At 66.6% G+C, this 25,402-nt stretch carries 26 protein-coding genes; 18 read left to right on the forward strand and 8 right to left on the reverse strand.

All coding sequences use genetic code 11. The annotated features are described in order from the left end of the window. Positions 1-53 precede the first annotated feature (53 nt). The 3 genes from RT513_RS10215 (at position 54) to RT513_RS10225 (ending at position 2,022) form a co-directional block, all read left to right on the forward strand. Positions 54-719, forward strand: coding sequence for a glutathione S-transferase family protein (locus RT513_RS10215; RefSeq protein WP_290685596.1), 666 nt, complete (start codon positions 54-56; stop codon positions 717-719). Then, a complete protein-coding gene (gene queG, locus RT513_RS10220) occupies positions 700-1,755 on the forward strand; it encodes a tRNA epoxyqueuosine(34) reductase QueG (RefSeq protein WP_290685599.1) in 1,056 nt (351 codons plus the stop codon). Before RT513_RS10215 ends, queG begins: the two co-directional genes overlap by 20 nt. Before the next feature lie 69 nt (positions 1,756-1,824). Beyond that, positions 1,825-2,022, forward strand: coding sequence for a hypothetical protein (locus RT513_RS10225; RefSeq protein ID WP_088213642.1), 198 nt, complete (start codon positions 1,825-1,827; stop codon positions 2,020-2,022). A gap of 110 nt (positions 2,023-2,132) precedes the next feature. Here RT513_RS10225 and RT513_RS10230 read toward each other — a convergent pair whose 3' ends face one another. Continuing rightward, positions 2,133-3,002: a branched-chain amino acid aminotransferase gene (locus RT513_RS10230; protein ID WP_290685603.1), complete on the reverse strand. Its 870-nt coding sequence runs from the start codon at positions 3,000-3,002 to the stop codon at positions 2,133-2,135. Between the two features lie 129 nt (positions 3,003-3,131). Here RT513_RS10230 and RT513_RS10235 point away from each other — a divergent pair, with 129 nt between their 5' ends. The 6 genes from RT513_RS10235 to RT513_RS10260 all read left to right on the forward strand — a co-directional run bounded on the left by RT513_RS10235 (position 3,132) and on the right by RT513_RS10260 (position 8,981). After that, entirely contained in the window at positions 3,132-3,695 is a 564-nt protein-coding gene (locus tag RT513_RS10235) for a MarR family winged helix-turn-helix transcriptional regulator (RefSeq protein ID WP_290685606.1), read from the forward strand. Between the two features lie 5 nt (positions 3,696-3,700). Beyond that, positions 3,701-4,396 (forward strand): response regulator, encoded by a 696-nt coding sequence (locus tag RT513_RS10240; protein WP_088213685.1) that lies wholly within the window; start codon positions 3,701-3,703, stop codon positions 4,394-4,396. Between the two features lie 227 nt (positions 4,397-4,623). After that, positions 4,624-4,860 carry an exodeoxyribonuclease VII small subunit gene (locus RT513_RS10245; RefSeq protein WP_088213645.1) on the forward strand — a complete coding sequence of 79 codons (237 nt, stop codon included), beginning with the start codon at positions 4,624-4,626 and terminating at the stop codon, positions 4,858-4,860. 5 nt (positions 4,861-4,865) lie between these two features. Further along, complete coding sequence (locus RT513_RS10250; RefSeq protein WP_290685611.1) at positions 4,866-5,735, forward strand: polyprenyl synthetase family protein; 870 nt, start codon at positions 4,866-4,868, stop codon at positions 5,733-5,735. 10 nt (positions 5,736-5,745) lie between these two features. After that, the gene (gene dxs, locus RT513_RS10255; protein WP_088213647.1) at positions 5,746-7,662 is read left to right on the forward strand and encodes a 1-deoxy-D-xylulose-5-phosphate synthase; all 1,917 of its coding nucleotides are present in this window, start codon (positions 5,746-5,748) and stop codon (positions 7,660-7,662) included. A 101-nt stretch (positions 7,663-7,763) separates the two neighbouring features. After that, positions 7,764-8,981 (forward strand): MFS transporter, encoded by a 1,218-nt coding sequence (locus RT513_RS10260; RefSeq protein WP_290685616.1) that lies wholly within the window; start codon positions 7,764-7,766, stop codon positions 8,979-8,981. Here the strand turns inward: RT513_RS10260 and RT513_RS10265 are convergent. Next, positions 8,961-9,824: an SDR family oxidoreductase gene (locus RT513_RS10265; RefSeq protein WP_290685740.1), complete on the reverse strand. Its 864-nt coding sequence runs from the start codon at positions 9,822-9,824 to the stop codon at positions 8,961-8,963. The two genes, RT513_RS10260 and RT513_RS10265, sit on opposite strands and share 21 nt — an antisense overlap. 89 nt (positions 9,825-9,913) lie before the next feature. Between RT513_RS10265 and ade the strand changes: the two genes are divergently transcribed. The 4 genes from ade (at position 9,914) to RT513_RS10285 (ending at position 14,580) form a co-directional block, all read left to right on the forward strand. Beyond that, positions 9,914-11,719, forward strand: a complete 1,806-nt coding sequence (gene ade / locus RT513_RS10270) for an adenine deaminase (protein ID WP_290685619.1) — start codon at positions 9,914-9,916, stop codon at positions 11,717-11,719. A 5-nt stretch (positions 11,720-11,724) separates the two neighbouring features. Further along, positions 11,725-13,206 (forward strand): AMP nucleosidase, encoded by a 1,482-nt coding sequence (locus RT513_RS10275; protein ID WP_256947179.1) that lies wholly within the window; start codon positions 11,725-11,727, stop codon positions 13,204-13,206. 129 nt (positions 13,207-13,335) lie between these two features. Next, entirely contained in the window at positions 13,336-13,623 is a 288-nt protein-coding gene (locus RT513_RS10280) for an HU family DNA-binding protein (RefSeq protein WP_035709049.1), read from the forward strand. Between the two features lie 57 nt (positions 13,624-13,680). Then, complete coding sequence (locus RT513_RS10285) at positions 13,681-14,580, forward strand: DMT family transporter (protein WP_290685625.1); 900 nt, start codon at positions 13,681-13,683, stop codon at positions 14,578-14,580. A 215-nt stretch (positions 14,581-14,795) separates the two neighbouring features. Here the strand turns inward: RT513_RS10285 and aroC are convergent, their stop codons facing one another. Further along, positions 14,796-15,896, reverse strand: a complete 1,101-nt coding sequence (gene aroC, locus RT513_RS10290) for a chorismate synthase (RefSeq protein ID WP_290685628.1) — start codon at positions 15,894-15,896, stop codon at positions 14,796-14,798. 220 nt (positions 15,897-16,116) lie between these two features. On the opposite strand from aroC, the gene rpsO reads away from it, so the two are divergent. The 3 genes from rpsO (at position 16,117) to RT513_RS10305 (ending at position 19,496) form a co-directional block, all read left to right on the forward strand. Further along, a complete protein-coding gene (gene rpsO, locus RT513_RS10295) occupies positions 16,117-16,386 on the forward strand; it encodes a 30S ribosomal protein S15 (RefSeq protein WP_035741737.1) in 270 nt (89 codons plus the stop codon). Between the two features lie 234 nt (positions 16,387-16,620). Next, positions 16,621-18,762 carry a polyribonucleotide nucleotidyltransferase gene (gene pnp, locus RT513_RS10300; RefSeq protein ID WP_088213652.1) on the forward strand — a complete coding sequence of 714 codons (2,142 nt, stop codon included), beginning with the start codon at positions 16,621-16,623 and terminating at the stop codon, positions 18,760-18,762. Between the two features lie 134 nt (positions 18,763-18,896). Continuing rightward, positions 18,897-19,496, forward strand: coding sequence for a L,D-transpeptidase (locus RT513_RS10305; RefSeq protein WP_088213653.1), 600 nt, complete (start codon positions 18,897-18,899; stop codon positions 19,494-19,496). Positions 19,497-19,658: 162 nt separating this feature from the next. Here RT513_RS10305 and RT513_RS10310 read toward each other — a convergent pair whose 3' ends face one another. The 4 genes from RT513_RS10310 to RT513_RS10325 all read right to left on the reverse strand — a co-directional run bounded on the left by RT513_RS10310 (position 19,659) and on the right by RT513_RS10325 (position 23,247). Continuing rightward, on the reverse strand, positions 19,659-20,312 hold the full coding sequence (locus RT513_RS10310; RefSeq protein ID WP_290685643.1) for a peroxiredoxin: 654 nt from the start codon (positions 20,310-20,312) through the stop codon (positions 19,659-19,661). 154 nt (positions 20,313-20,466) lie between these two features. Beyond that, positions 20,467-21,126, reverse strand: coding sequence for an RluA family pseudouridine synthase (locus RT513_RS10315; RefSeq protein ID WP_088213688.1), 660 nt, complete (start codon positions 21,124-21,126; stop codon positions 20,467-20,469). Positions 21,127-21,310: 184 nt separating this feature from the next. Next, the gene (locus RT513_RS10320) at positions 21,311-22,069 is read right to left on the reverse strand and encodes a GFA family protein (RefSeq protein WP_290685646.1); all 759 of its coding nucleotides are present in this window, start codon (positions 22,067-22,069) and stop codon (positions 21,311-21,313) included. Further along, complete coding sequence (locus RT513_RS10325) at positions 22,069-23,247, reverse strand: thiolase family protein (protein ID WP_088213655.1); 1,179 nt, start codon at positions 23,245-23,247, stop codon at positions 22,069-22,071. The genes RT513_RS10320 and RT513_RS10325 overlap by 1 nt, the downstream gene beginning before the upstream one ends. Before the next feature lie 102 nt (positions 23,248-23,349). Here RT513_RS10325 and RT513_RS10330 point away from each other — a divergent pair, with 102 nt between their 5' ends. Together RT513_RS10330 and RT513_RS10335 are read left to right on the forward strand one after the other, a co-directional pair. Further along, positions 23,350-23,691, forward strand: coding sequence for an STAS domain-containing protein (locus tag RT513_RS10330; RefSeq protein WP_290685651.1), 342 nt, complete (start codon positions 23,350-23,352; stop codon positions 23,689-23,691). Positions 23,692-23,721: 30 nt separating this feature from the next. Next, a complete protein-coding gene (locus RT513_RS10335) occupies positions 23,722-24,144 on the forward strand; it encodes an ATP-binding protein (RefSeq protein WP_290685654.1) in 423 nt (140 codons plus the stop codon). A 6-nt stretch (positions 24,145-24,150) separates the two neighbouring features. On the opposite strand, the gene RT513_RS10340 is transcribed toward RT513_RS10335, so the two are convergent. Continuing rightward, a complete protein-coding gene (locus RT513_RS10340) occupies positions 24,151-25,389 on the reverse strand; it encodes a folylpolyglutamate synthase/dihydrofolate synthase family protein (RefSeq protein WP_290685745.1) in 1,239 nt (412 codons plus the stop codon). Positions 25,390-25,402: the final 13 nt, after the last annotated feature.

A 25,402-nucleotide genomic window follows, 5' to 3' on the forward strand; every position in this document is an offset into this window, starting at 1 on the left:
CGCGATGAAAGGCCATTCCGCCCGATACCCATGAAGCGCGAGACGACGCAGCGATGAACAGGCTCTTTCACTTCCCCCTCTCTCCCTTCTCCCGCAAGGTCCGGCTCACGCTCGCGGAGAAGAGGATCGAGGTCGAACTGGTGGAGGAGCGTTACTGGGAGCCGAACCAGGATTTCCTGCGCCGCAACCCAGCCGGCAAGGTGCCAGTCCTGCGTCTCAACAACCGCGTCCTGTCCGAAAGTCAGGCGATTTGCGAATATCTGGAGGAGACGGTGCCGAACCCGCCGCTGTTTCCCAGAAGTCCCGACGAACGGTTCGAGGTGCGCCGCCTCTGCGCCTGGTTCGACGACAAGTTCCACCATGAGGTCACGTCCAAGCTACTCTATGAGCGGGTGAACAAGAAGATCATGGGTCTCGGCTATCCCGACAGCAAGAACGTCAAGTCGGGCGCGCAGAAGATCAAGTATCATCTCGACTACATGGGCTGGCTGCTCGATCAACGCCGCTGGCTGGCGGGAGACGTGATGACGCTGGCGGATTTCGCCGCTGCGGCGCATCTGTCCTGCCTCGACTACATCTCCGACGTGGACTGGAACCGGGCCGCCAACGTGCGGGACTGGTATGCCAAGATCAAGTCGCGCCCCTCCTTCCGGTCGCTGCTGGCCGATCAGGTGCCGGGCTTCCCGCCCCCCAGGCACTATGCCGATCTCGACTTCTGACCTGAAGGCCCGCCTGGTCGCCCAGGCGCTGGCGGAGGGGTTCTCCGCCGCGCGACTTTGCCGTCCGACGGATATTCCCGAAGTGCCGGAGCGCTATCGTGCCTTTCTGGATGCCGGGTTTCACGGCCAGATGGACTGGCTCGCGGAACGGGTGCCCTGGCGGACCGATCCGGCCGCGCTCTGGCCGGAGGCGCGCTCCGTCATCATGTTGGCCGAGAGCTATACGCCCGAGGAGAACCCCATGGCCGCCGTCGCGCGGCGGGACAGGGGGGCGATCTCCGTCTATGCGCGGGGCAAGGATTATCACGATCTGGTGAAGAAGCGGCTGAAGCGGCTCGCCCGGTGGCTGATCGCCGAGGGCGGCGGCGAGGTGAAGGTATTCGTCGATACCGCTCCGGTGCCGGAGAAGCCGCTGGCGCAGGCGGCGGGGCTGGGCTGGCAGGGCAAGCATACCAACCTCGTCAGCCGCGAGATGGGCAACTGGTTCTTTCTGGGGGCGATCTTCACCACGCTGGACCTGCCGGTGGACGGGGCGGAGGAGGACCACTGCGGCTCCTGCACGCGCTGCCAGACCGCCTGTCCGACCGACGCCTTTCCTGCGCCCTATCAGCTGGATGCCCGCCGCTGCATCTCCTACCTGACCATCGAGCATCATGGGCCGGTGGAGGAGTCGCTGCGGCAGCGGATGGGCAATCGCATCTATGGCTGCGACGACTGTCTGGCGGCCTGCCCGTGGAACAAGTTCGCCGTCGAGGCGCGGGAGACGCGCTATGCCGCGCGCGAGGATCTGGTGTCGCCGCCGCTGGCGGAGCTGGCGCTGTTGGACGATGCCGCCTTTCGCGCCCGATTCTCCGGCAGTCCGATCAAGCGGATCGGACGCAACCGATTTGTGCGCAACGTGCTCTACGCAATTGGAAATTCCGCCGAGAGCCGCCTGATGCCTTCGGCGATGGCGCTCTGCTCCGACCCCGATCCGGTGGTCGCGGAGGCGGCGGAATGGGCCGTGAACCGCCTGTCCATGCAGCGGGATCAGTGACTTTCCGCCACCGGGGCAGACAAAAGGCCGCATCGGCCCTATATTCGCCTCTCCAGGAGGAGAAGGCGCATGACAAAACATATCACCGACCGCCGCGAACCCGGCGAGACCGGGCGGCTGGAAAAATTCGCCGCCTTGGCGCGTGAGCAGGGCGAAGGGCCGCATCCTGCCAGCCTCGAACTGATGAAGCGCACCGGCGCGAAATCCCCCGAAGCCGATGCCCGGGTGGCCCAGTACACGCGTATCGAGCGCGGTCGCGAAGCCTGATCGTCGCAAAGCGGGGCTGACGCGGCGTCCTTGGGGGCTTGTCCCGGCCCGGAAAAGAGCGGGGCGGCCCGTGCGGCACCGCCCCGTCTTTGCTGATCACACCGGGCAGGTCAGGCGCGCACGTGCTTCTCGTAGGTGGAGGCGATGTCGCGGGTAAGGGCGCCCACCTCGAAGTTGTAGTCGCCGATCTGGCCCACAGGGGTCACTTCCGCCGCCGTGCCGGTCAGGAAACACTGCTCGAACCCTTCAAGCTCCGCGGGCAGGATATGGCGTTCGTGCACCTTGATCTGGTTGTCGCGGAGCAGGCCGATCACCGTCTGGCGCGTGATGCCGTTCAGGAAGCAGTCGGCCAGCGGGGTATGCACCTCGCCATCCTTGACGAAGAAGATGTTCGCCCCGGTCGCTTCGGCCACATAGCCGCGATAGTCGAAGAACAGCGCGTCGGAGCAGCCCTTGGCCTGCGCCGCATGTTTCGACATCGTGCAGATCATGTAAAGCCCCGCCGCCTTGGCCTCCGCCGGGATGGTTTCGGGCGAGGGGCGCTTCCATTCGGAGATGTCGAGCTTTGCGCCCTTCATCTTGGCGTCGCCGTAATAGGCGCCCCACCCCCAGGTCGCGATCGCGAGCCGCACCGGATTGCCGATGGCGGAAACGCCCATCTCGTCACCCGCGCCGCGGAAGGCAAGCGCGCGGACATAGCCGTCCGTCAGCCCGTTGGCTTTGAGGACCGCGTCCTTCGCCGCGTCGATTTCCTCGACGGTGAAGGGAATTTCCATGTCGAGCAGGTTGGCCGAGCGGTGGAGCCGCTGGGAATGTTCGGTGCCTTTGAAAATCTTGCCGTTGTAGCACCGCTCACCCTCAAATACCGCGGAGGCGTAGTGCAGCGCGTGGGTCAGCACATGCACCTGCGCATCCCGCCACTCCACCAGTTTGCCATCCATCCAGATCTTGCCATCGCGGTCTTCGTACGAGCCGGCCATCGGGCCATTCCTTTCGTGTTTCCCCGCCTCGGGGATTTCCTTGGCGAATCTTGCGCGCCTATTTCTCCATATTGAAGAATGTTGCGCGCAAGCCCGGCGGAGCTATCAATTGATTCTTGGAAAGTCAACATGTCTGACGTAAACACGGTGTCCAGACGCAATGGAGCAAGGGAGTCCGGGTTGGCGGAAGGTATCGGCGCATCGCCCGTGCAGGGCGAGGGACTGCTGTTTCTGACGGATGAACAGCTTCGCAAGGGCATCGAGGCGATGTTCTTCGCCTACCGTGGATTTACCGCGGACCCTGACCGGATTCTGGAGCAATACGATTATGGCCGCGCCCATCATCGGGCGCTGCACTTCATTCACCGCTGCCCGGGCACCACGGTCAACAACCTGCTCGCGATCCTCGGCGTGACCAAGCAATCGCTGAACCGTGTCCTGCGGGCGCTGGTGGAGGACGGGCTGGTCGAAAGCCGGGTCGGACGGAACGACAAGCGGGAGCGGCACCTTTACCTGACCGAGCGCGGCACCGTGCTGGAACGCGACCTGTCCGAAGCGCAGCGGGCACGGATGCGCGCGGCCTACCGGGCGGCGGGACCGGAGGCGGTGGCCGGGTTCCGGCAGGTGCTGGAGGCGATGATGGACCCGGAGATGCGCCGGCTCTATGGCGGATTGAAGGAGCAGGGATCGTGACGGAGATTTCCGCGCCGCATCTGCTGATCGTCGATGACGACCAGCGGATCCGCGGCCTTTTGCAAAAATTCCTGATACGGAATGGATTTCTGGTGTCCACCGCGCGGGATGCGGGGCAGGCGCGGCGGCTGCTCGCGGGGCTGGAGTTCGACCTGCTGGTGCTCGACGTGATGATGCCGGGCGAGGACGGGATCAGCCTGACGCAAGCGCTCAGGGAAGATCTCGATACGCCGATCCTGCTGCTGACCGCGAAGGGGGAGGCGGATGATCGCATCAAGGGGCTGGAGGCGGGGGCGGACGACTATCTGACGAAACCCTTCGAGCCGCGGGAGCTTCTGCTGCGCATCAACGCGATCCTGCGCCGGGTGCCTGCCGCCCGCCCGGAGCAGGCCGGCCCGAAGGTCATTCAGCTTGGTCCCGTCCGCTATGACGTGGAACGGGGCGAGATGTGGCGCGGACCGGAGCATGTACGGCTGACGGCGACCGAGGTCGCGCTGATGCGCATTTTCGCGGCCAATCCGGGCGAGGCGCTGACGCGCGAGAAGCTGGTGGAGGATCTGGGGCGCGACAAGGGGCAGGCGCAGGAACGCGCGGTCGATGTGCAGATCACCCGCCTCCGCCGCAAGATCGAGGAGGATCCGCGTCAGCCACGCTACCTGCAGACCGTGCGAGGCGAAGGCTACATGCTGGCGCCCGACTGAGCTGACGTGAACTTGACCGGGCCTGACTGTGCCCGACGGGCACCTGACAAGGCATCTGGCGGGACGGAAAGCGCCTGGCGGGACGGAAAACCGGGGGCATCGAACCCCCGGCTTTCCGGCTGCCGCGGGACATCGGCGGGGTATTGGAGGGACGGATCCCGCGGCGGGGCGGCTCGACTCCGGCGCAGCCTTGTGCTTTCAGGGGCGCGAACCAAGGAGACCGCGCCATGACGCAGCCCGTGACGGAGCTGAGCTTCGAGGAAGCGCTGAAGGAACTGGAGCAGGTGGTGAGCCAGCTCGAACGGGGGGAGGTGGCGCTGGAGGCGTCCATCGCCCTTTATGAACGCGGCAACGCGCTGCGCCAGCATTGCGAGACAAAGCTGCGCGCGGCGGAGGAGCGGGTCGAGCAGATCACGCTCCAGAACGGTCAGCCGACGGGAACGCGGCCGGCCGAAGGACTCTGACACCGATGTTCGAGGAGGCGCTGCGCGCGGCAGCCGGACGGGTGGAGGCACGGCTTCAGGCCGCGCTCTTTCCCATGGGCGATCTGCCGGTGATCGAGGCGATGCGGTATGCGATCAGCGGCGGCAAGCGCTTGCGGGCCTTTCTGGTCATGGAGGGCGCCCGGCTGCACGGCATTCCGCCCGAACAGTCCGTCCATGCGGCGGCGGCGGTCGAGGCGGTCCATGCCTATTCGCTCGTCCATGACGATCTGCCCGCGATGGATGACGACGACCTGCGCCGGGGCCAGCCGACCGTGCATGTGAAATGGGACGAGGCGACGGCGATCCTTGCGGGCGACGCCTTGCAGACGCTGGCCTTCGATATTCTCTCGCGCCCGGAGACGGCACCGGCTGCGGATATCCGGCTCCGGCTCATCGCGGGGCTGGCGCGGGCGGCGGGCGCGGAGGGCATGGTGCTGGGGCAGGCGCAGGACATCGCGGCGGAGACCGCGGCCCGCCCGCTGACGCTGGAGGAGATCACCATCCTTCAGGCCAACAAGACGGGCGCGCTGATCCGCTGGTCGGCGGAGGCCGGGCCGCTGCTGGCGGGCGCGGATCCGCAGCCGATGCGCGCCTATGCCGACGCGCTGGGTCTCGCCTTTCAGATCGCGGACGACATTCTGGATGCGGAGGGCGACCCGGCAAAGGCCGGCAAGCGGCTGCGCAAGGATGCGGAGGCGGGCAAGGCCACCTTCGTGTCGCTTCTGGGGCTCGACGGTGCGCGGAAACGTGCCATCTCGCTTGTGGAGGAGGCGTGCGCGGCGCTCACCCCCTATGGGGACGGGGCGGAACGGTTGCGTGACACCGCCCGTTTCGTTATCGCCCGGGAGATGTAGGGAGGCCCCGATGAGCCACAGACCCGTGACGCCGCATCTGGACCGGGTGCGGCTGCCCGCCGACCTGAAAGGGCTGACCGACCGTGAGCTGTCCGCCGTGGCGGATGAGCTGCGCGCCGAAACCATTTCCGCGGTGTCGGAAACCGGGGGGCATCTGGGCGCGGGGCTGGGTGTTGTGGAACTGACCGTCGCGCTCCATGCCGTGTTCGACGCGCCGCGCGACAAGATCATCTGGGATGTCTCCCACCAGTCCTATCCGCACAAGATCCTCACCGGGCGGCGGGAGCGGATCCGCACGCTTCGCCAGAAGGACGGGCTGTCGGGCTTCACCAAGCGGTCCGAAAGCGCCTACGATCCTTTCGGAGCGGCGCATTCCTCCACCTCCATCTCCGCCGCTCTGGGGTTTGCCGTGGCGCGCGATCTGGGCGCGGAGGGGGTGGGCGATGCGGTCGCCATCATCGGCGACGGCTCCATGTCAGCGGGCATGGCCTTCGAGGCGATGAACAACGCAGGCCATCTGGGCAAGCGGCTGTTCGTGGTGCTGAACGACAACGACATGTCCATCGCGCCGCCCGTCGGGGCGCTGTCTTCCTACCTCGCGCGGCTTTATGCGGGCGAGCCGTTTCAGGAACTGAAGGCGGCAGCGCGGGGCGCCGTGCGCTTCCTTCCGCCACCGATGCAGGAAGGCGCGCGCCGCGCCAAGGAAATGCTCAAGGGTATGACCGTGGGCGGTACGCTCTTCGAGGAACTGGGTTTCTCCTATATCGGGCCGATCGACGGGCATGACATGGAGCAGCTTCTGGCCGTGCTGCGCACCGCGAAGGCGCGGGCGCGGGGGCCGGTGCTGATCCACGCGATCACCCGCAAGGGCAAGGGCTATGCCCCCGCCGAGGCCGCTCTCGACAAGGGCCATGCCACGGCGAAGTTCGACGTGCTCACCGGCAAGCAGGCAAAGACCCCGAGCAATGCGCCGAGCTACACCAGCGTTTTCGCAAAGGCGCTGGTGGCGGAAGCGGAGCGCGACGACAGGATCGTCGCCGTCACCGCCGCCATGCCGGACGGCACGGGGCTGAACCTGTTCGCCGAACGGTTCCCGAAGCGCTGTTTTGACGTGGGTATCGCGGAACAACATGCCGTGACCTTTGCCGCCGGGCTGGCGGCGGGCGGGATGAAGCCGTTCTGCGCGCTCTATTCCACCTTTCTGCAGCGGGGCTACGATCAGGTCGTGCATGACGTGGCCATTCAGCGTCTGCCCGTCCGTTTCGCCATCGACAGAGCGGGGCTGGTGGGGGCGGACGGAGCAACGCATGCCGGCTCCTTCGATATCGCCTTTCTCGCCAACCTGCCCGGCATGGTGGTGATGGCCGCCGCGGACGAGGCGGAGCTTGTCCACATGGTCGCGACCGCCGCCGCGCTGGATGACCGGCCCTCTGCGTTCCGCTATCCGCGGGGTGAGGGTGTCGGCGTCGATCTGCCGGAGCGAGGCCAGCCGCTGGAGATCGGCCGGGGCCGTATCGTGTCGGAGGGCAACCGCGTGGCACTCCTTTCCTTCGGCACGCGGCTTGCCGAGGTGAATGCCGCCGCAGAGGCACTGGCGCAGCGGGGCCTGCGACCGACGGTGGCCGATGCGCGCTTCGCCAAGCCCTTGGACCGGGAGCTGATCCTGCGGCTTGCCCGCGGGCATGAGGCGATGATCACGCTGGAGGAGGGCGCGGTCGGCGGTTTCGGCAGCCACGTCGCGCAGCTTCTGGCGGAGGAAGGCGTCTTCGACAAGGGCTTCCGCTTCCGCTCCATGGTGCTGCCGGACATCTTCATCGACCAGGCGAGCATGGAGGACATGTACGCCGTCGCCGGAATGAACGCCGCCGAGATAGAGGCGAAGGTGCTGGAAGTTCTGGGCGTCGCGCGGATCGAACGGCGGGCCTGACCCGGCCATTCCCGTGCTGCAATGCAGAAATACCTGACGGACCCCCTTGAATGGCGGGCCGGTTATGCGACATCTCGCCTCAGCAACCGCGGGATCCCGACATGACCGATTCACCCACCATCGCCCAGGCGCCGGTAAGGCTCGTGCTCTTCGCTCTCGCGATGGGCGGGTTCGCCATCGGCACCACGGAGTTCGCGGCGATGTCGCTGGTGCCGTATTTCTCCCCCGCGCTCGGCATCGACGCGGCGACGGCAAGCCATGTTATCTCCGCCTATGCGCTTGGGGTTGTCGTGGGCGCGCCGGTGCTGGCGGTACTGGGCGCGCGGATGCCGAGGAAGCGTCTGCTCCTCATCCTCATGGCGGTTTTCGGGCTGGCGAACGTGGCGGCGGCGCTGTCGCCCAGCTATCCGGTGATGCTGCTGTTCCGCTTCATGGCCGGGCTGCCGCATGGGGCCTATTTCGGCGTGGCGAGCCTGATGGCCGCCTCCCTCGTTCCGCCGAACCGGCGGACATGGGCCGTGTCCATGCTGATGATCGGCCTGACCATCGCCACCGTGCTGGGCGTGCCGATGGCCAATGTGATGGGTCAGACGATCGGCTGGCGGTGGGGCTTCGGCGTTGTGGGGGTGCTGGCGCTCCTGACCTTCGTGCTGATCCTGCGGCTCGCCCCCGATCCCGCAGCCGATCCGGGGGCGAACCCGCTCCGGGAGCTGTCGGCGCTCGGCAACCGGCAGGTCTGGCTGACGCTGCTGACGGGTGCGGTGGGTTTCGGCGGGCTGTTCGCGGTCTATACCTATGTGGCCTCCACCCTGCTGACGGTGACGATGGCCCCGGAATGGGCGGTGCCGATCGTGTTCATGGTCTTCGGCCTCGGCATGACGGCGGGGACGCTGATCGTGGGGCGGATCGCCGACCGGGGGCTGATGGCGACGGCGGCGGGCATCCTGATCTTTTCGGCGGTGATGCTGTTTCTCTATCCGTTCAGCGTCCACAGCCTCTGGACCATCGCGCCCTGCGTCTTCCTGATCGGGGCGGGCGGATCGCTGGGGCTGGTGTTGCAGACCCGGCTGATGGATGTCGCGGGCGATGCCCAGACGCTGGCGGCGGCGCTGAACCACTCCGCCTTCAACGCGGCGAACGCGCTCGGGCCGTGGCTGGCCGCAATGGTGCTGACGGCGGGCTACGGCTTTCCGGCCTCGGGCTTCGTGGGCAGCGCGCTGGCGCTTGGCGGGCTTCTTTTGCTGGGCGTGACCGTCTGGGATGCCCGCCGCTCGGAGCAGCGTTCGGGCGTGGCCTGCTCAATCCAGCCCTGCGAGTGACGGCGACATGAGTGAGGCCAGCCCCTCCCGATAGGTCGGGTAGCGGAGCGTGACGCCGAGATCGCGCTTGATCCTGTCGTTCCTGACCCGGCGGTTGTCGCGGTAGAAGGCCCGCGCCATCGGCGTCATCTCTGCCTCATCAAAGGGCACGGCGGGGGGGACGGGCAGGCCCGCCATCCGCGCGGCGGCTTCCACCACGTCCTGCGGCGGCGCGGGCAGATCGTCACAAACATTGTAGATCGCGCCCGGATCGGGCCGCGCGATGGAGGCGGCGAGCACCTCTGCTGCATCCTCCACATGGATGCGGCAGAAGACCTGCCCCTCCTTGACGATGCGATGCGCCGTGCCCGCGCGGAGCTTCTCGAACGGGCCGCGCCCCGGCCCGTAGATCCCGGCAAGCCTGAAAATATGGAGCGGCAGGCCCGTCTGCGCCGCGAGCGTCTGCCATGCCTGCTCCGCCATCAGCCTGCGGTCGCGGTGGCCCTCCGTCGCGCGGGGCGGCGTCGTCTCATCCACCCAGCCGCCGCCGTGATCGCCATAGACCCCGGTGGAGGAGAGATACCCGACCCAGGCGAGATGCGGGGCAGCCTTGCCGATCGCCTCTCCCGCCAGCGCCAGAAACGGATCCCCCTCCATCCCCGGCGCGGAGGAGATGAGCAGATGCGTGGCCACCGCCAGCGCGTGACGGAGATCGGCGGGCAGCAGGAGCGGCTCCACCCCGCGCGAGGCGAAAGCCGCGGCCCTTTCCGCGTCCCGGGTGGTGCCGATGATGCGCCAGTCGGGCAGATGGCGCTCCAGAAAGCCGGCCGTGTAGCCGTGGCCGAGCGACAGGAGCGTGGGAATGCGGGATTCTTCGGGGCGAGGCAAGGTCATGCCGCGACTGTCATCGCAATATCACTTGAACGCAACGCCGCAGGGTGAAAATCTCGGGCATGGAACGCAAAGTCTCTCCCCTTCAGAGCTGGGCCGATACGGCCCCCCTTCTGGTCGCCGTCGCCGCGGGACGCGCGCCGGCCGATCTGGTCATCACCGGCGGCAAGGTCGTCTCCGTCCACACGCGCGAGGTGCTGGACGGCTGGCAGGTTGCCATCGCCGCCGGGCGCTTTGCCTATGTGGGGCCGGACGCCCGGCATTGCATCGGCCCGGAGACGGAGGTGATCGACGCCGAAGGGCGTTACCTGATCCCCGGTCTCTGCGACGGGCACATGCATATCGAAAGCGGCATGCTGATCCCGGCCGAATTCGCTGCCGCCGTCATCCCGCACGGCACGACGACCATGTTCACCGACCCGCATGAGATCGCGAATGTGCTGGGGCTGGAAGGTGTGCGGATGATGCATGACGAGGCGCTGATGCAGCCCGTCAGCATCTTCACGCAGATGCCCTCCTGCGCGCCCTCCGCACCGGGGCTGGAGACGACGGGTTTCGCCATCAGCGCAGAGGATGTGGCCGAGGCGATGACATGGCCCGGCATCATCGGGCTGGGCGAGATGATGAACTTCCCCGGCGTGATCAATGGCGATCGGCAGATGCTGGCGGAGATCGCGGCGACGCAGGCCGCGGGCAAGACGGTGGGCGGGCACTATGCCTCCCCCGATCTCGGGCCGGCCTTCCATGCCTATGCCGCAGCCGGCCCGGCGGACGATCACGAGGGCACGCGGGTGGAGGATGCCATCGCGCGGACCCGGCAGGGCATGCGGATCATGATGCGCCTCGGCTCCGCCTGGTATGACGTGGAGACGCAGATCAAGGCCGTCACCGAACGGGGGCTGGACCCTCGGAGCTTCATCCTGTGCACCGACGACTGCCATTCCGGCACACTGGTGAACGAGGGGCACATGAACCGGGTGGTGCGCCATGCCATCACCTGCGGCTGCGATCCGCTGGTGGCGCTGCAGATGGCGACGATCAACACAGCCGCGCATTTCGGGCTGGAGCGGGAGCTTGGCTCCATCGCGCCGGGGCGGCGGGCTGATCTGATCTTTACCTCCGACCTGATGATGCTGCCTATCGAGCGGGTGATCGCGCGGGGCATGACCGTGGCGGAGGACGGCGACCTGAAGGTGGACTGCCCGCATCTCGACTGGCCGGAGGCCGCGCGGCAGACAGTGCATCTGGGCAAGGTGCTGGCCGGGGACGATTTCCTGATCGCCGCGCCCGACGGGGCGAATACCGTCACCGCCCGCGTCATCGGCGTGGTGGAAAATCAGGCGCCGACCAAGGCCCTGACCGTGGATCTTGCCGTCACCGATGGCCGGGTGGAGCCGGACGAGGGCCGCGACGTCGCCCAGATCGCGCTGGTGGAGCGGCACAGGGGCACCGGCGGGGTGGTGAACGGCTTCGTCTCCGGCTTCGGTTACAAGGGGCGCATGGCCATCGCCTCCACCGTCGCGCATGACAGCCACCATATGATCGTGGTGGGCACCGACCGCGACCTGATGGCAAAGGCCGCGAACCGGCTGGGGGAGATCGGCGGCGGCATCACCGTGTGGAAGGACGGCGGGGAGATCGCCTCCGTGCCGCTTCCCATCGCCGGACTGATGAGCGACCGGCCCGCAGAGGAGGTGGCCGCGGCGGCGGAACGCATGGTGCACGCCATGGCGGAATGCGGCTGCAGGCTCAACAATGCCTACATGCAGCATTCGCTTCTGGCGCTCGTGGTGATCCCGGAGATCCGTATCTCGGACCTCGGGCTCGTCGATGTCACGACCTTCGAGTTGACGGAGCTTTTCACGTGAACCTCGTGTCCCTGCCCAAGAACAACCTGCCGATCCGCACGCCCCCCTTGCGCGAGCCGCAGCTTTTCGACGATCCGGCCGCCGCGGTGGCATTTCTCCGGGAACTGTATGACGAGGCGACGGCCTTCCTCCGCGACCGCTTCGGAGAGACGCTGAATGGTGGCTCGACCCGCGCCCGATACCGTGCCTTCTACCCGGAAATCCGCATCACCACGACAAGTTACGGCAAGATCGACAGCCGCCTGTCCTTCGGCTACGTGGCGGAGCCGGGGGAATACTCGACCACCGTGACCCGCCCCGACCTGTTCGAAGCCTACCTGACCCAGCAGATCGGGCTCGTCATGCAGAACCACGGCGTGCCGGTGGCCGTGGGCCCCTCCGTCACGCCGATCCCGCTGCATTTCGCCATGTCGAGCGAGGGGTTCACCGTTCCGCAGGAAGCCGCGCTGGACTTTCCGCTGCGCGATATTTTCGACGTCCCGAACCTCAACACGATGAACGACGACATCGTGAACGGCTACGACATCCGGCATGAGGATGGTTCGCGCGCCCTCGCGCCCTTTACCGCGCAGCGGGTGGATTATTCGCTGGCCCGCCTTCAGCATTATACCGCGACGGCGGCGGAGCATTTTCAGAACTTCGTTCTGTTCACCAACTACCAGTTCTATGTTGAGGAGTTCGAGGCCTATGCCCGCGCCTGCCTCGCCGATCCGGCGAGCGGCTATACCTCCTTCGTGGGTCCGGGCGGGGTGGAGATCACCGGGGCCGGCGATCCGCTGCCGCAGCTGGGCAAGATGCCGCAGATGCCCTCCTACCATCTGAAGCGTCCGGGGGCTGCCGGGATCACGCTGGTCAACATCGGCGTCGGCCCCTCCAATGCCAAGACGGCCACCGACCATATCGCCGTGTTGCGCCCGCATGCCTGGCTGATGGTCGGGCACTGCGCGGGGCTGCGATCCAGCCAGAGCCTCGGCGATTTCGTGCTCGCGCATGGCTATCTGCGCGAAGATCACGTTCTGGACGACGACTTGCCCGTCTGGGTGCCGATCCCCGCGCTCGCGGAGATACAGGTGGCGCTGGAGGATGCGGTGGAGGAAGTGACGGAGCTGGAGGGCTATGAGCTGAAACGCATCATGCGGACCGGCACCGTGGCCACGATCGACAACCGCAACTGGGAACTGCGCGACCAGTCCGGCCCCGTCCAGCGCCTCAGCCAGAGCCGCGCCGTGGCGCTGGACATGGAAAGCGCGACCATCGCGGCGAACGGTTTCCGCTTCCGTGTGCCTTACGGGACGCTGCTCTGCGTCTCCGACAAGCCGCTGCACGGGGAGCTGAAGCTGCCCGGCATGGCCAGCGCCTTCTACCGCACGCAGGTCGCGCGGCATCTGAAGATCGGCGTCAGGGCCATGGAACTGCTGCGGGAGACGCCGCTGGAGCGCATGCACAGCCGCAAGTTGCGTTCTTTTGAGGAGACAGCCTTTCTCTAAAGGCCGATTTCCGCCTTGCCCCACGCGAAACGGCTTGAAATGCGCGGTGAAAACCTGTGTAGCAAGCGACATGCCCTTAAAATGACGGGCCGATAACAACACAAGCGGGACTATACGAGGAGTGTTCTGATGTCGAAAGCGCTGACCAAGACCCAACTGGTCGCCGCCCTGGCCGAAGAGATGGGCTCGGACAAGAAGACGGCGACGGCTGCGCTCGACGCAATCGCGTCCGTGGTGACCAAGGAAGTGGTGGCCGGCGGTGCCGTGACGCTTCCGGGCCTTGGCAAGATCGTCTGCCGGACCCGCCCCGAGCGTCAGGTGCGCAACCCTGCCACCGGCGAGCAGATCACCAAGCCGGCGGACAAGGTGGTGAAGATCACCGTCGCCAAGGCTCTCAAAGACAGCATCAACGCCTGAGGCGAAGATCGAAGGGCCGCCCGCAAGGAGCGGCCCTTTCCATTTCCGGGGGGGAATATGGACGTCCGCGCGCTCCTGATGGGGCTGACCTTCGCCTTCATCTGGTCGTCGGCCTTCACTGCCGCCCGGATCGTCGTTACCGCCGTTCCGCCGCTCTACGCCCTGTCAGGGCGCTTTCTGCTGGCGGGGGTATGCGGCATCCTGCTTGCCCTCTCGCTCGGTCAGACGGCGCGGCTGACGCGCTCGCAATGGATTTCGGTGATCGTGTTCGGCGTGTGCCAGAATGCGCTCTACCTCGGGCTGAACTTCGTGGGCATGCAGACGGTGGAGGCTTCGCTCGCCGCCATCGTCGGCTCCACCATGCCGCTGCTCGTGGCGCTGTTCGGGTGGCTGATCCTTGGCGAGCGCCCGCGCCCCTTGGGTATAGCCGGGCTGGTCGCGGGTATGGTCGGCGTCGCGCTCATCATGGCGGGGCGGATCAGCGGCGGGGTGGATCCATGGGGGCTGTTCCTGCTCTGCCTTGGCGCGCTCGCGCTCACCGCTGCGACGCTGGCGGTCAGGGGAACGTCGGGGAGCGGGAACCTGCTGATGGTGGTGGGGTTGCAGATGCTGGTCGGGACTGCAGTTCTGCTGCCCATCGCCCTTGTGACCGAGCCGTTCCATCTCGACGGCAGCCCGCGGGTGCTGGCGGCGTTTCTCTACATGGTTTTCGTTCCAGGCCTGTTCGCGACATGGCTCTGGTTCCGGCTGGTGCTGCGGATCGGCGCGGTCAAGGCCGCGACCTTTCACTTCCTCAACCCGTTCTTCGGCGTCGCCGTTGCGGCTTTGCTGCTGGGAGAGCCGGTACATGGCGCCGATCTGGTCGGCGTGCTCATTATCATGGCAGGAATTCTCGCGGTGCAGCTCTCCAAGCAGATCCGCACCCGCCCCGTTCTGGCCGAGAGTCAGGAAGCCTGAGCACCCCTCAAAAGGGCGGTTGCGGTCCCTGCCAAAAGGTCTCCCCCCATTCGCAGCGTTTCGGCGGGCCGTCGGTATCCCGCCGATACCGGCCCCGCCCACGGATGGCCCGTCGGAGGGCCCAGTCCCAAGGCCCAGTCCCAAGGCCCAGTCCCACAGGCCCGGTCGCACGGCCCGGCCGTATGGACGAGTCTCACGGCCGCATGGCCGGCAGGTCAGGCGAACTCGCCCCGCACGCCGCCCGTCTGGGCGCGGTCGAGCAACAGGTGGTCAAGCAGGACGCAGGCCATCATCGCCTCGCCCACCGGCACGGCGCGGATGCCGACGGACGGATCGTGGCGGCCCTTGGTGACCAGTTCCACTTCCGCCCCGTCCTTTGTCACCGTCCGCCGCGGGGTGAGGATGGAGGACGTCGGCTTCACGGCGAAGCGCACCACGACGGGCTGCCCGCTGGAGATGCCGCCCAGAATTCCGCCCGCGTGGTTTGAGGTGAAATAGGGGCCCTGATTGCCCATACGCAGCTCGTCGGCATTCTCCACCCCGGTCAGGGCGGCGGCGGCGAACCCGTCACCGATCTCCACCCCCTTCACCGCGTTGATCGACATCATCGCGGCGGCGAGGTCGCTGTCCAGCTTGCCGTAGATCGGCGCGCCAAGGCCGGGAGGCACGCCTTCGGCCATGACCTCGATCACCGCGCCGACGGAGTTGCCCGACTTGCGCAGCGCGTCGAGCGTGGCCGCCCAGCGTTCCGCCGCCGCGGCATCCGGCGACCAGAACGGGTTCCGTTCAATTTCCGAGGCGTCGAAACGGGCGCGGTCGATGGCATCCGCGCCAAGCTGCACGAGATAGCCGGTGATCCGCAGATCGGGAACGAGCCGTGCCAGCACCTCCCGCGCGATACCGCCCGCCGCCACCCGTGCGGCGGTTTCCCGCGCCGAGGAACGTCCGCCCCCGCGATAGTCGCGGATGCCGTATTTCTGCCAGTAGGTGACGTCCGCATGGCCGGGGCGGAAGGCGTTGGCGATCTCGCCATAGTCCTTCGACCGCTGGTCGGTGTTGCGGATCATGAGCTGGATCGGCGTGCCCGTCGTGACACCCTCGAAGGTGCCGGAGAGGATTTCCACCTCATCGGCCTCGCGGCGCTGGGTGGTGAAACGGCTTTGCCCGGGCTTGCGCCTGTCCATCCACGCCTGAACGCGGGTAAGGTCGATCGGCACGCCGGGCGGGCAGCCATCCACCGTCGCGCCGAGCGCCGGCCCGTGGCTCTCCCCCCAGGTGGTGACGCGAAAGACGTGGCCGAACGTGTTTAGGCTCATGGAGGGTCTCCTTCGCCCGCCCGTTTAGCGGCTGCGGAGGCGTCTGGGAAGCCTTTCGGGGCGGCGCGGGCGCGCCATTTATGCTTTCCTTTATCGGGTTTTTCCAGTATAGGCGCGCATCCGTCCGGGAGATCATCGTGTCTCCGCGCGGATGCTCCACGGGCCTTGCTGGACGACATCCCGGCTCGCGCCTTTATCTCAAGCCGAACAGGAGGCCCCGATGTCGATCACTGTCGAAGAGAAGAACCGCGTCGTCAAGGAATTCGCAACCAAGGAAGGCGACACCGGTTCGCCCGAAGTACAGGTTGCAATCCTTTCCTCGCGGATTGCGACGCTCACCGAGCACTTCAAGACCCACAAGAAGGACAACCATTCCCGCCGTGGGCTCCTGATGATGGTGGCGCAGCGCCGCAAGCTGCTCGACTATCTCAAGGGCAAGGACGAGGCCCGCTATCAGTCGCTCATCGAGCGTCTCGGCCTGCGTCGCTGACCTTTCCGGTCGCGCCTCGCCCGCAGGGCGCGACCGTTATATATCCGGGCAGGGGCGCAGGATGACCGCGCCCGCCCAAGGACCGGCACCGCGCCCGCGCCTCGCCGGGCCAAGGCCGAAGCCTCCCCGTCGGATCCCGCGGGACAGGCCGGAGAAATGATCGTCAGGGGTCACGGGCATGCGGCCCGTACGCGTAACGGCCGGGGGAGGGTCCTCCGGCGAAAAGGATACGACATGTTCAATATTACCAGGAAATCCATCGAATGGGGCGGCGAGACGCTGACCCTCGAGACGGGCCACGTCGCCCGCCAGGCGGATGGTTCCGTGATCGCCACGCTGGGCGAGACGAGCGTCATGGCCAACGTGACCTTCGCCAAGCAGCCGAAGCCCGGTCAGGACTTCTTCCCGCTCACCGTGCACTATCAGGAAAAGTACTACGCCGCGGGCAAGATCCCCGGCGGGTTCTTCAAGCGCGAGGCGCGTCCTTCGGAGAAGGAGACGCTCGTCTCCCGCCTGATCGACCGTCCGACGCGGCCGCTCTTCGTGCCGGGCTTCAAGAACGAGGTTCTGGTGATGGCCACCGTGCTGTCGCATGACCTCGTCAACGATCCCGACATCGTGGCGATGATCGCGGCCTCTGCGGCGCTCACCATTTCCGGCGTGCCCTTCATGGGTCCGATCGGGGCGGCGCGCGTTGGGTTCTCGGGCGGCGAATACCGTCTGAACCCGCCGGTGGAGGATATGCAGAAGCTCCGCGCGAACCCGGAGCAGCGTCTCGACCTTGTCGTCGCGGGCACCAAGAATGCCGTGATGATGGTCGAATCGGAAGCCTACGAGCTGACCGAGGAAGAGATGCTGGGCGCGGTGAAGTTCGGCCATGAGGCGATGCAGCCGGTGATCGACCTGATCATCGATCTTGCCGAAGACGCCGCGAAAGAGCCCTTCGACTTCAAACCCGCCGATTATTCCGCGCTCTATGCGAAGGTGAAGAAGGCGGGCGAGACCAAGATGCGCGCCGCCTTCGCCATCAAGGACAAGCAGCAGCGCCAGTCCGCCATCGAAGCCGCCCGGGACGCCGTCGAAGCCACGCTCTCGGTGGACGAACTGGCGGATCCGAACCTCGGCTCCTCCTTCAAGAAGCTCGAATCCTCCATCCTGCGCGGTGACATCATCTCCGGCGGGCCGCGGATCGACGGGCGCGACAACAAGACCGTCCGTCCCATCGTCTCCGAAGTCGGCATCCTGCCGCGCACCCACGGCTCCGCGCTGTTCACGCGCGGCGAGACGCAGGCGCTGGTCGTGACCACGCTCGGCACCGGCGAGGATGAGCAGATCATCGACGCGCTGACCGGCAATTCGCGGTCCAACTTCCTGCTGCACTACAACTTCCCGCCCTATTCGGTCGGCGAAGTGGGTCGTGTCGGCTCCCCCGGCCGTCGTGAGATCGGCCACGGGAAACTTGCCTGGCGCGCCCTTCAGGCCGTCCTGCCCGCGCCGACGGACTTCCCCTACACGATCCGCGTCGTCTCTGAGATCACCGAATCCAACGGGTCGTCCTCCATGGCGTCCGTCTGCGGCGGCTCGCTGTCGATGATGGATGCGGGTGTGCCGCTGAAGGCGCCGGTCGCCGGCGTGGCCATGGGCCTCATCCTTGAGGATGACGGCAAATGGGCCGTGCTGACCGACATCCTGGGCGACGAGGATCACCTCGGCGACATGGACTTCAAGGTTGCGGGCACCGAAGCCGGGATCACCTCGCTCCAGATGGACATCAAGGTCGCGGGCATCACCCCGGCGATCATGGAGCAGGCGCTGGCGCAGGCGAAAGACGGCCGTCTTCACATCCTCGGCGAGATGAACCGGGCGCTTTCCGCGCCGCAGGGCTTCTCCGAATACGCGCCGAAGATCGAGACGCTGACCATCCCGACCGACAAGATCCGCGAAGTGATCGGCTCGGGCGGCAAGGTCATCCGCGAGATCGTGGAAACCTCCGGCGCCAAGGTCGATATCAACGACGACGGCGTGATCAAGATCGCGTCCAGCGACGCCGGTGCGATCAAGCGGGCCTATGACATGATCTGGTCGATCGTGGCGGAGCCGGAAGAGGGCAAGGTCTATACCGGCAAGGTCGTGAAGCTTGTCGATTTCGGCGCCTTCGTGAACTTCTTCGGCAAGCGGGACGGGCTGGTCCACGTCTCCCAGATCGCCAACAAGCGCCTGAACCATCCGAACGAAGTGCTGAAGGAAGGCCAGGAAGTGAAGGTCAAGCTGCTCGGCTTCGACGATCGCGGCAAGGTCCGGCTCGGCATGAAGATGGTTGATCAGGAAACCGGTGAGGAAATCACCGAACAGAAGGAAAAGCAGAACGCCGAATAAGGCATTCTCGCTTCTGATTGCCCCGGCCGGTAACGGCCGGGGTTTTTTTGTTCCCGACGACTGACTTTGGGGTGAGATCAGGGAACCGGAATTTATATAATGTTTTTGATAGGGTAGATGGAACGGAGTTCGACATGCCCAGATTTTCCCGCCGTGGCTTCATTTTCACAGGTCTTGCAACGGTTTCGGCGGCATCGCTGATGCAGCGCGCCGATGCGCGGACCGGGTGGACGATGCCTGCCGACTGGACACCGCAGATGGTGTTGCTGAACAACAGCTATTCTGCGGGGCAGGTGCATGTCGTTCCCAGCGATTTCGCGCTCTACCTTACCTTCGGGGGGCAAAGCGCGCGGCGCTACAAGGTCGGCATCGGCAAGGGCGATCTTTACGAATCCGGCAATTTCTGGATCGGCGCCAAGAAGGAGTGGCCGACTTGGAAGCCCACGGCAGAGATGGTGGAGCGCAACCCCGCCGCTTACTCCAAATGGGCCGAGGAGCCGATGCCGGGGGGGCCGACGAACCCGCTGGGCGCGCGCGCGCTCTATCTTTTCGCACCGAACGCGGGGGATACGATGCTGCGGATCCACGGCACACCCGATCCCTGGACGGTGGGGACGGCTGTCTCCAACGGCTGTGTCCGGCTGATGAACGAGCATATCGAGGAGCTTTACAACCTCGTCCCGGTGGGGGCGCCCGTCATGCTGTATCCGAAGGATATCGTTCCCGTCGTGTGACGCAAAACGCGGGCCGCGGCGAGGGGAGCAGGCAGCCTGCGGGGTGCCTGCTTTGCGCTCAAGGGCGGATCGGACCGCACCGCGGGGTTTGACGCCCGGCGTCTCTCTCCATGGCGGCCGGCCTTGCACACTGCGCTTGACCGGCTGCTCAGGCGTGCGGGCTTATGCGGGCTGTTTGGCCTTGCGGATATAAGGGAGCTGGATGTCCAACTCGCCGTATTTCTCCTTGGCCTGCGCATCGTCGAGCGCCAGCGCCACGATCACATCATCGCCCTGTTTCCAGTCGGCAGGCGTGGCCAGCGGCACCCCATCCGTCAGGCGGAGCGCGTCGAGCACCCGGAGCACTTCCTGAAAGTTCCGCCCCACGGTCATCGGATAGATGATCGCCGCGCGGATCTTCTTGTCCGGTCCGATGAAGAAGGTGGAGCGCACGGTGGCGGTATGGGCGGGCGTGCGCCCGTCCGGCAGCACGGTCTCGGCCGGGATCATGTCGTAGAGCTTGGCCACCGTCAGGTCCGGGTCGGCGATCAGCGGGAACGACACTTCCGTTCCGCCGTATTGCGCGATGTCGGCCTTCCACTTCTGGTGGCTGTCCAGCGGGTCCACCGAAACGCCGATCACCTTGGTGCCGCGTTTGGAGAATTCGTCCTGAAGGTTCGCCACGGCGGCGAATTCCGTGGTGCAGACGGGGGTGAAGTCCTTCGGATGGGAAAAGATGATGGCGTAATCGTCACCGATCCAGTCGTGAAAGCGGATCTCCCCTTCCGTGGACTGGGCGGTGAAGTCGGGCGCGATATCGTTGATGCGAAGCGACATGGTCCATCCTTTCAGGCTGCTTGCCGGTTGCCTAGGAGAATAGGCAGCTTCTCGCCCGGTGTCAGCGGGCGGGTAAGGAAAGGTACGGCATTCCACCGCGGGCGGGCCGCGCCAAACGCTTTCCCTGCCTTGCCGCGCTTTCGGGACGCCTGTCTCAGAACGGCACCGGGGCGGAGAAGGACAGGCTCTTGCCGCCATCGGGATGACGGAAGCGCAGGCTTTCGGCATGTAGCATCAGCCGGGGCGCATTCCGGGCCTCGCCCGTCGCATAGAGGCTGTCGCCGAGGATCGGATGGCCGAGTTCCCGCATATGCACACGGAGTTGATGGCTCCGCCCTGTTTTCGGCATGAGGCGCATCCGCGTCGTCGCCCCTTCCGGCCCGGTTTCGTGGCGGACGACGCGCCAGTCGGTCACCGCTTCCCGGCCCGTCTCGAAATCCACCTTCTGGAGCGGGCGGTTCGGCCAGTCCACGGTGAGCGGCAGGTCCACCGTGCCATGACGCGGCTCCACATGCCCAGAGACACGGGCCAGATAGACCTTCTTGGTCATCCGCTTCTCGAATTGCAGCCCCAGATGACGCTGCGCATGTGGGGTAAGGGCGAAGACCATGACGCCGGAGGTATCCCGGTCCAGCCGGTGGACCAGCAGGACCTCCGGGAACAGCCCCTGCAGGCGGGTGATGAGGCAGTCGGCCAGATGCTCCCCCTTGCCGGGCACGGAAAGCAGGCCGGAGGGCTTGTCCACCATCACGATCTCATGGTCGTGGTGCAGGATGCTGAGCGGAGTGTCGGGAGGGGCGTAATGGTCGGTCATGGCGGAGCGGATGTAAGCCATCCGCGCCGCCGTTCCAAGCCTGGCAGGCTGCGGAAAGGCCGGGCATTGGCCGGGCTTACGCTGAAAGACCGGAATTCGGTCTGGACGCGGGACCAAACCTGCGGTTTCCGGGCCGATCTCCGGCAATCGGGGGGCTCCCCCCGGACTGCTTTTCGCTAGCCTGCTAGCGCTCGGCAGCCTGCGGCAATCCGTCCGTGATCGCGTAATAGTCGCCCTTGAAGGCGGTGAAGATATGCGCGGTGAGCCTGCCGCCCGTGGGCGGGTCGATGAAGCCCGCATCCACCCAGGTGTCCTCTCCCCGGCTGAACCCGATGGTGGAGCCGCAGGTGCCGCAGAACTTCCAGTGACCCGTCCCGGTGGCGCGGCATCGGAGCGTGTGTCCGCTCAGCACAAGCTCCGTCACCGGTCCGAAGGAGGCGCTGTGGTGCCCCGTCATTCGGCGGCACTGGCTGCAATGGCAGGCTTCCACCGCGCCCGCTGGCCCCGCGAGCCGCCCGGTGACGCCGCCGCAGAGGCAGCGGCCGGTCAGCCGTCGCGGCTCCGCAGGGAGGGGGCCGGCCTGCTGAAAGTCGGCGGGGTCGCCTTCCTCCCGCAGGACCGACAGCCCCGTGGGCAGGTCCAGCGCGCCCGCCGAGACAGCGATTCTCTCGCCGCCTGCCATTTCGCCGTTCGCCATCTCTTCGGTCACGGGCTGCCAGAACAGCGACGCGCCGCAGCCCCCGCAAAACCCCCGGCGGGCGTGGGCGGAGGAGCGATACCATACCGGCGTGCCCCGCACCTCCAGCGCCTCCAGCGGCACCGAGACGGAGGCCCAGGCATTGCCCGACCACCGCCGGCAATCGGCGCAGCGGCAGATCACGACACCCTCGGGCGTCTCCCGCAGGGTGAAGGAGACATGCCCGCAGAGGCAGCGGCCGCTCATCAGGGCCGTTCGATGGCGATGGCCGTGCCTTCGCCGCCGCCGATACAGATCGCCGCGATGCCCCGCTTCAAGCCGCGCGTCTCCAGCGCGTTCAGCAGCGTGACGACGATCCGTGCGCCCGAAGCCCCGATCGGATGGCCGAGCGCGCAGGCCCCGCCGTTCACGTTCACCTTGTCGCGCGGGATGTTCAGCTCCTGCATGAACGCCATGGGAACGACGGCAAAGGCTTCGTTCACCTCCCACAGATCGACATCCTCGACCGACCAGCCCAGCCGGTCGAGCAGCTTCTTCGCGGCGGGGACCGGGGCGGTGGCGAACCAGCCCGGTGCCTGCGCGTGGGAAGCATGGCCGAGGATCCGCGCCCGGATCGGCAGGCCCTCCGACACGGCCACATCGCCGCTGGCCACGATCAGAGCCGCCGCGCCGTCGGAGATGGAGGAGGAGTTCGCAGCCGTCACGGTGCCGTCCTTGCGGAAGGCGGGTTTCAGCGTGGGGATCTTTTCGGGCCGCGCGTTGCCGGGCTGTTCATCCTCGCTGATCGTGACCTGTCCCTTGCGGGTGGTGACGGTGACGGGCGCGATCTCCCGCCGGAAGGCGTCGGATTTCTGCGCTTCCAGCGCATTGCCCAGCGAGCCGAGCGCGAATTCGTCCTGCGCCTCGCGGGTGAACTGGAAGGCTTCGGCGCAATCCTCTGCGAAGGTGCCCATGAGCCGGCCCTTGTCGTAGGCATCCTCCAGCCCGTCGAGGAACATGTGGTCGATGACCTGCTGATGCCCCATCCGCGCGCCGCCGCGCATCTTCGGCAGCAGGTAGGGGGCATTGGTCATGCTTTCCATCCCGCCCGCGACCATCAGCCCCGTCTGGCCAAGCGCCACCTGATCGGCGGCGATCATCAGCGCCTTCATGCCGGAGCCGCACATCTTGTTCAGCGTGGTGGCCGGAACTTCCTCGCCCAGACCCGCCTTGAAACCCGCCTGCCGCGCGGGCGCCTGCCCCTGACCGGCGGAGAGGACGTTGCCCATCAACACCTCTTCAACGCGGGCGGGAGAGATACCCGCATCCTTCAGCGCGGCCTCTATCGCCGCGCCTCCCAGGGTGGGGGCGTCCAGTTCGGCAAAAGCGCCCTGAAAACCGCCCATCGGGGTCCGGGCAGCGCCTGCGATAACAACTTCTCTCATTCTGTCCTCCTGAGCATGCGGAGAGTTTACTCAAAAGTAACCCTTTGCTGCCAGCATTTCCATACGCGGGTGCGACTCGCCGGTTTTTAAGGGGTATTTGACATGCAGCTTTCCGCCAGACTGACAGACGGCCTTCTTTTCATCCGGGTGGAGGAGAGCCGGATCGACGCGGCCTCCGCCATCGCCTTCAAGGAGCGGATGCGCCATCTCACCGCCGAACCCGCGGCCCGCGTGATTCTCGATATGGGGCAGGTCACCTTTCTCGACAGCTCCGGCCTTGGCGCGCTGGTGGCGGTGATGAAGCTTCTTCAACCGGAGCGGCGGCTGGAGCTTGCGGGGTTGACCCCCACAGTGGCCAAGGTTCTGACGCTCACACGGATGGACCGGATCTTCCCGATCCACCCGCCGCTGGACGAGGCGGGGCCGTTGCCCCTCGCCTCCTGACGGCACATGGGCCGCGTAGAGAGGAGCGACATGGCAGGCGGGCAGGAGCAGATGCGCCTGCTCATTCCCGCCCACCCGATGGCGGTGCGCGGTGCGCTGACCCGGATCATCGGCGTGCTCCGGCTGCGCGGCACTTCCGATGAAGGTCTGGCAAGGGCGGAGATCGCCCTGGCCGAAATCCTGAACAACATCGTCGAGCATGGCTATGCAGGGGATGAGGGGCCGATTGCGATCCGCATGCGCTACGGGGATGACCGGGCCTGTTTCGTCGTGAGCGACAGGGGCGTGGTCATGCCGGGGGGGACGTTGCCCGACGGGACGCTGCCGGAAAGCGGTCCGCCGCCGGAAGGGGGCTATGGCTGGTTCCTCGTCCGCTCCATGGCCGAGCACCTGGATTACCGGCGCAGCGCCCGGACCAACCTGACGCGCTTTGAAGTGGTGCTGGGCGAGTGACGGGTGTCAGCCGTTGTCGCGCAGCACCTCTCCCGCGAGATACAGGGAGCCGCCGATCAGAATGCGCGAGTCGGGATCGCTGTTTGCAATCTCTTCGACGGCTGCCAGAACGCTCTCGCAGACATGGGCATTCAGGCCGGCTGCCCGTGCCGCGGCAGCGGTTTCCCCGGCCGGTAGCGTCGCGGGCGCATTGGGAATGCTGACGGCGCGCAGATCCTCCGCCATCGCGGCCAGCGGGCGGAGATAGCCGGTGATATCCTTCGTATTCAACATGCCGCAGACAAGATGCGTCCGGCGTTCAGGCATCCGGGCGAGCGTCGCCGCCAGCGCTTGTCCGCCTGCCGGGTTGTGGCCCCCGTCGAGCCAGATATCCGCCGCGGGCGCAGCTTCCACGAGCGGACCCCGGCGAAGACGCTGCATCCGCGCCGGCCAGACGGCGCGCGTAACGGCGGCCTCCGTCCCCGCTTCGCCGATGCCGAGAGCGCGGAGCGCGGCGAGCGCGGCGCCTGCGTTTTCAACCTGATGCGGCCCGGGAAGATTGGGGAGCGGCAGATCGAGCAGGCCCCGCTGATCCAGATAGGCGAGGCGTCCCCGCTCCTCCCAGACCTGCCAATCCTGCCCGGAGAGGAGGAGGGGCGCGCCGATCGCCTCCGCCCGTGCCGTGATCGCCTCGCGCGCTTCGGGAGGTTGCGGCCCGATGATCCCGGTGACGCCGGGTTTCAGGATTCCCGCCTTTTCAAACGCGATCTGCCCCAGCGTGTCGCCCAGATACTGCTCATGGTCGAAGGACACCGGCGTGATGACGGTCAGGGCAGGGCGGTCGATCACGTTGGTCGCATCGAATCGCCCGCCCAGCCCCACCTCCAGCAGCAGGTAATCGGCCGGGACACGGGAAAAGGCGAGAAATGCCGCCGCCGTGGTGATCTCGAAGAAGGTGATCGGTGCTCCGGCATTCACCCGGTCACATTCGTCCAGAAGGCGCATCAGCTCGCCCTCGTCGATCAGCTCTCCGGCCAGCCGGATGCGTTCGTGAAACCGGACGAGGTGGGGAGAGGTATAGGCATGGACCCGCTTGCCTTCCGCCTCCAGCCCGGCCCGAATCATGGCCTGCGTGGAGCCTTTGCCGTTGGTTCCGGCGATATGGATCACCGGCGGCAGGGCGCGTTCGGGATGGCCAAGCCGGCTCAGCAATTCCCCTATACGGTCGAGCGTGAGATCGATGACCTTGGGGTGCAGCCGCATCATGCGGTCGAGAATC

Origin of the sequence: Haematobacter sp., from assembly GCF_032102465.1 — a bacterium.
Taxonomy (GTDB): domain Bacteria; phylum Pseudomonadota; class Alphaproteobacteria; order Rhodobacterales; family Rhodobacteraceae; genus Haematobacter.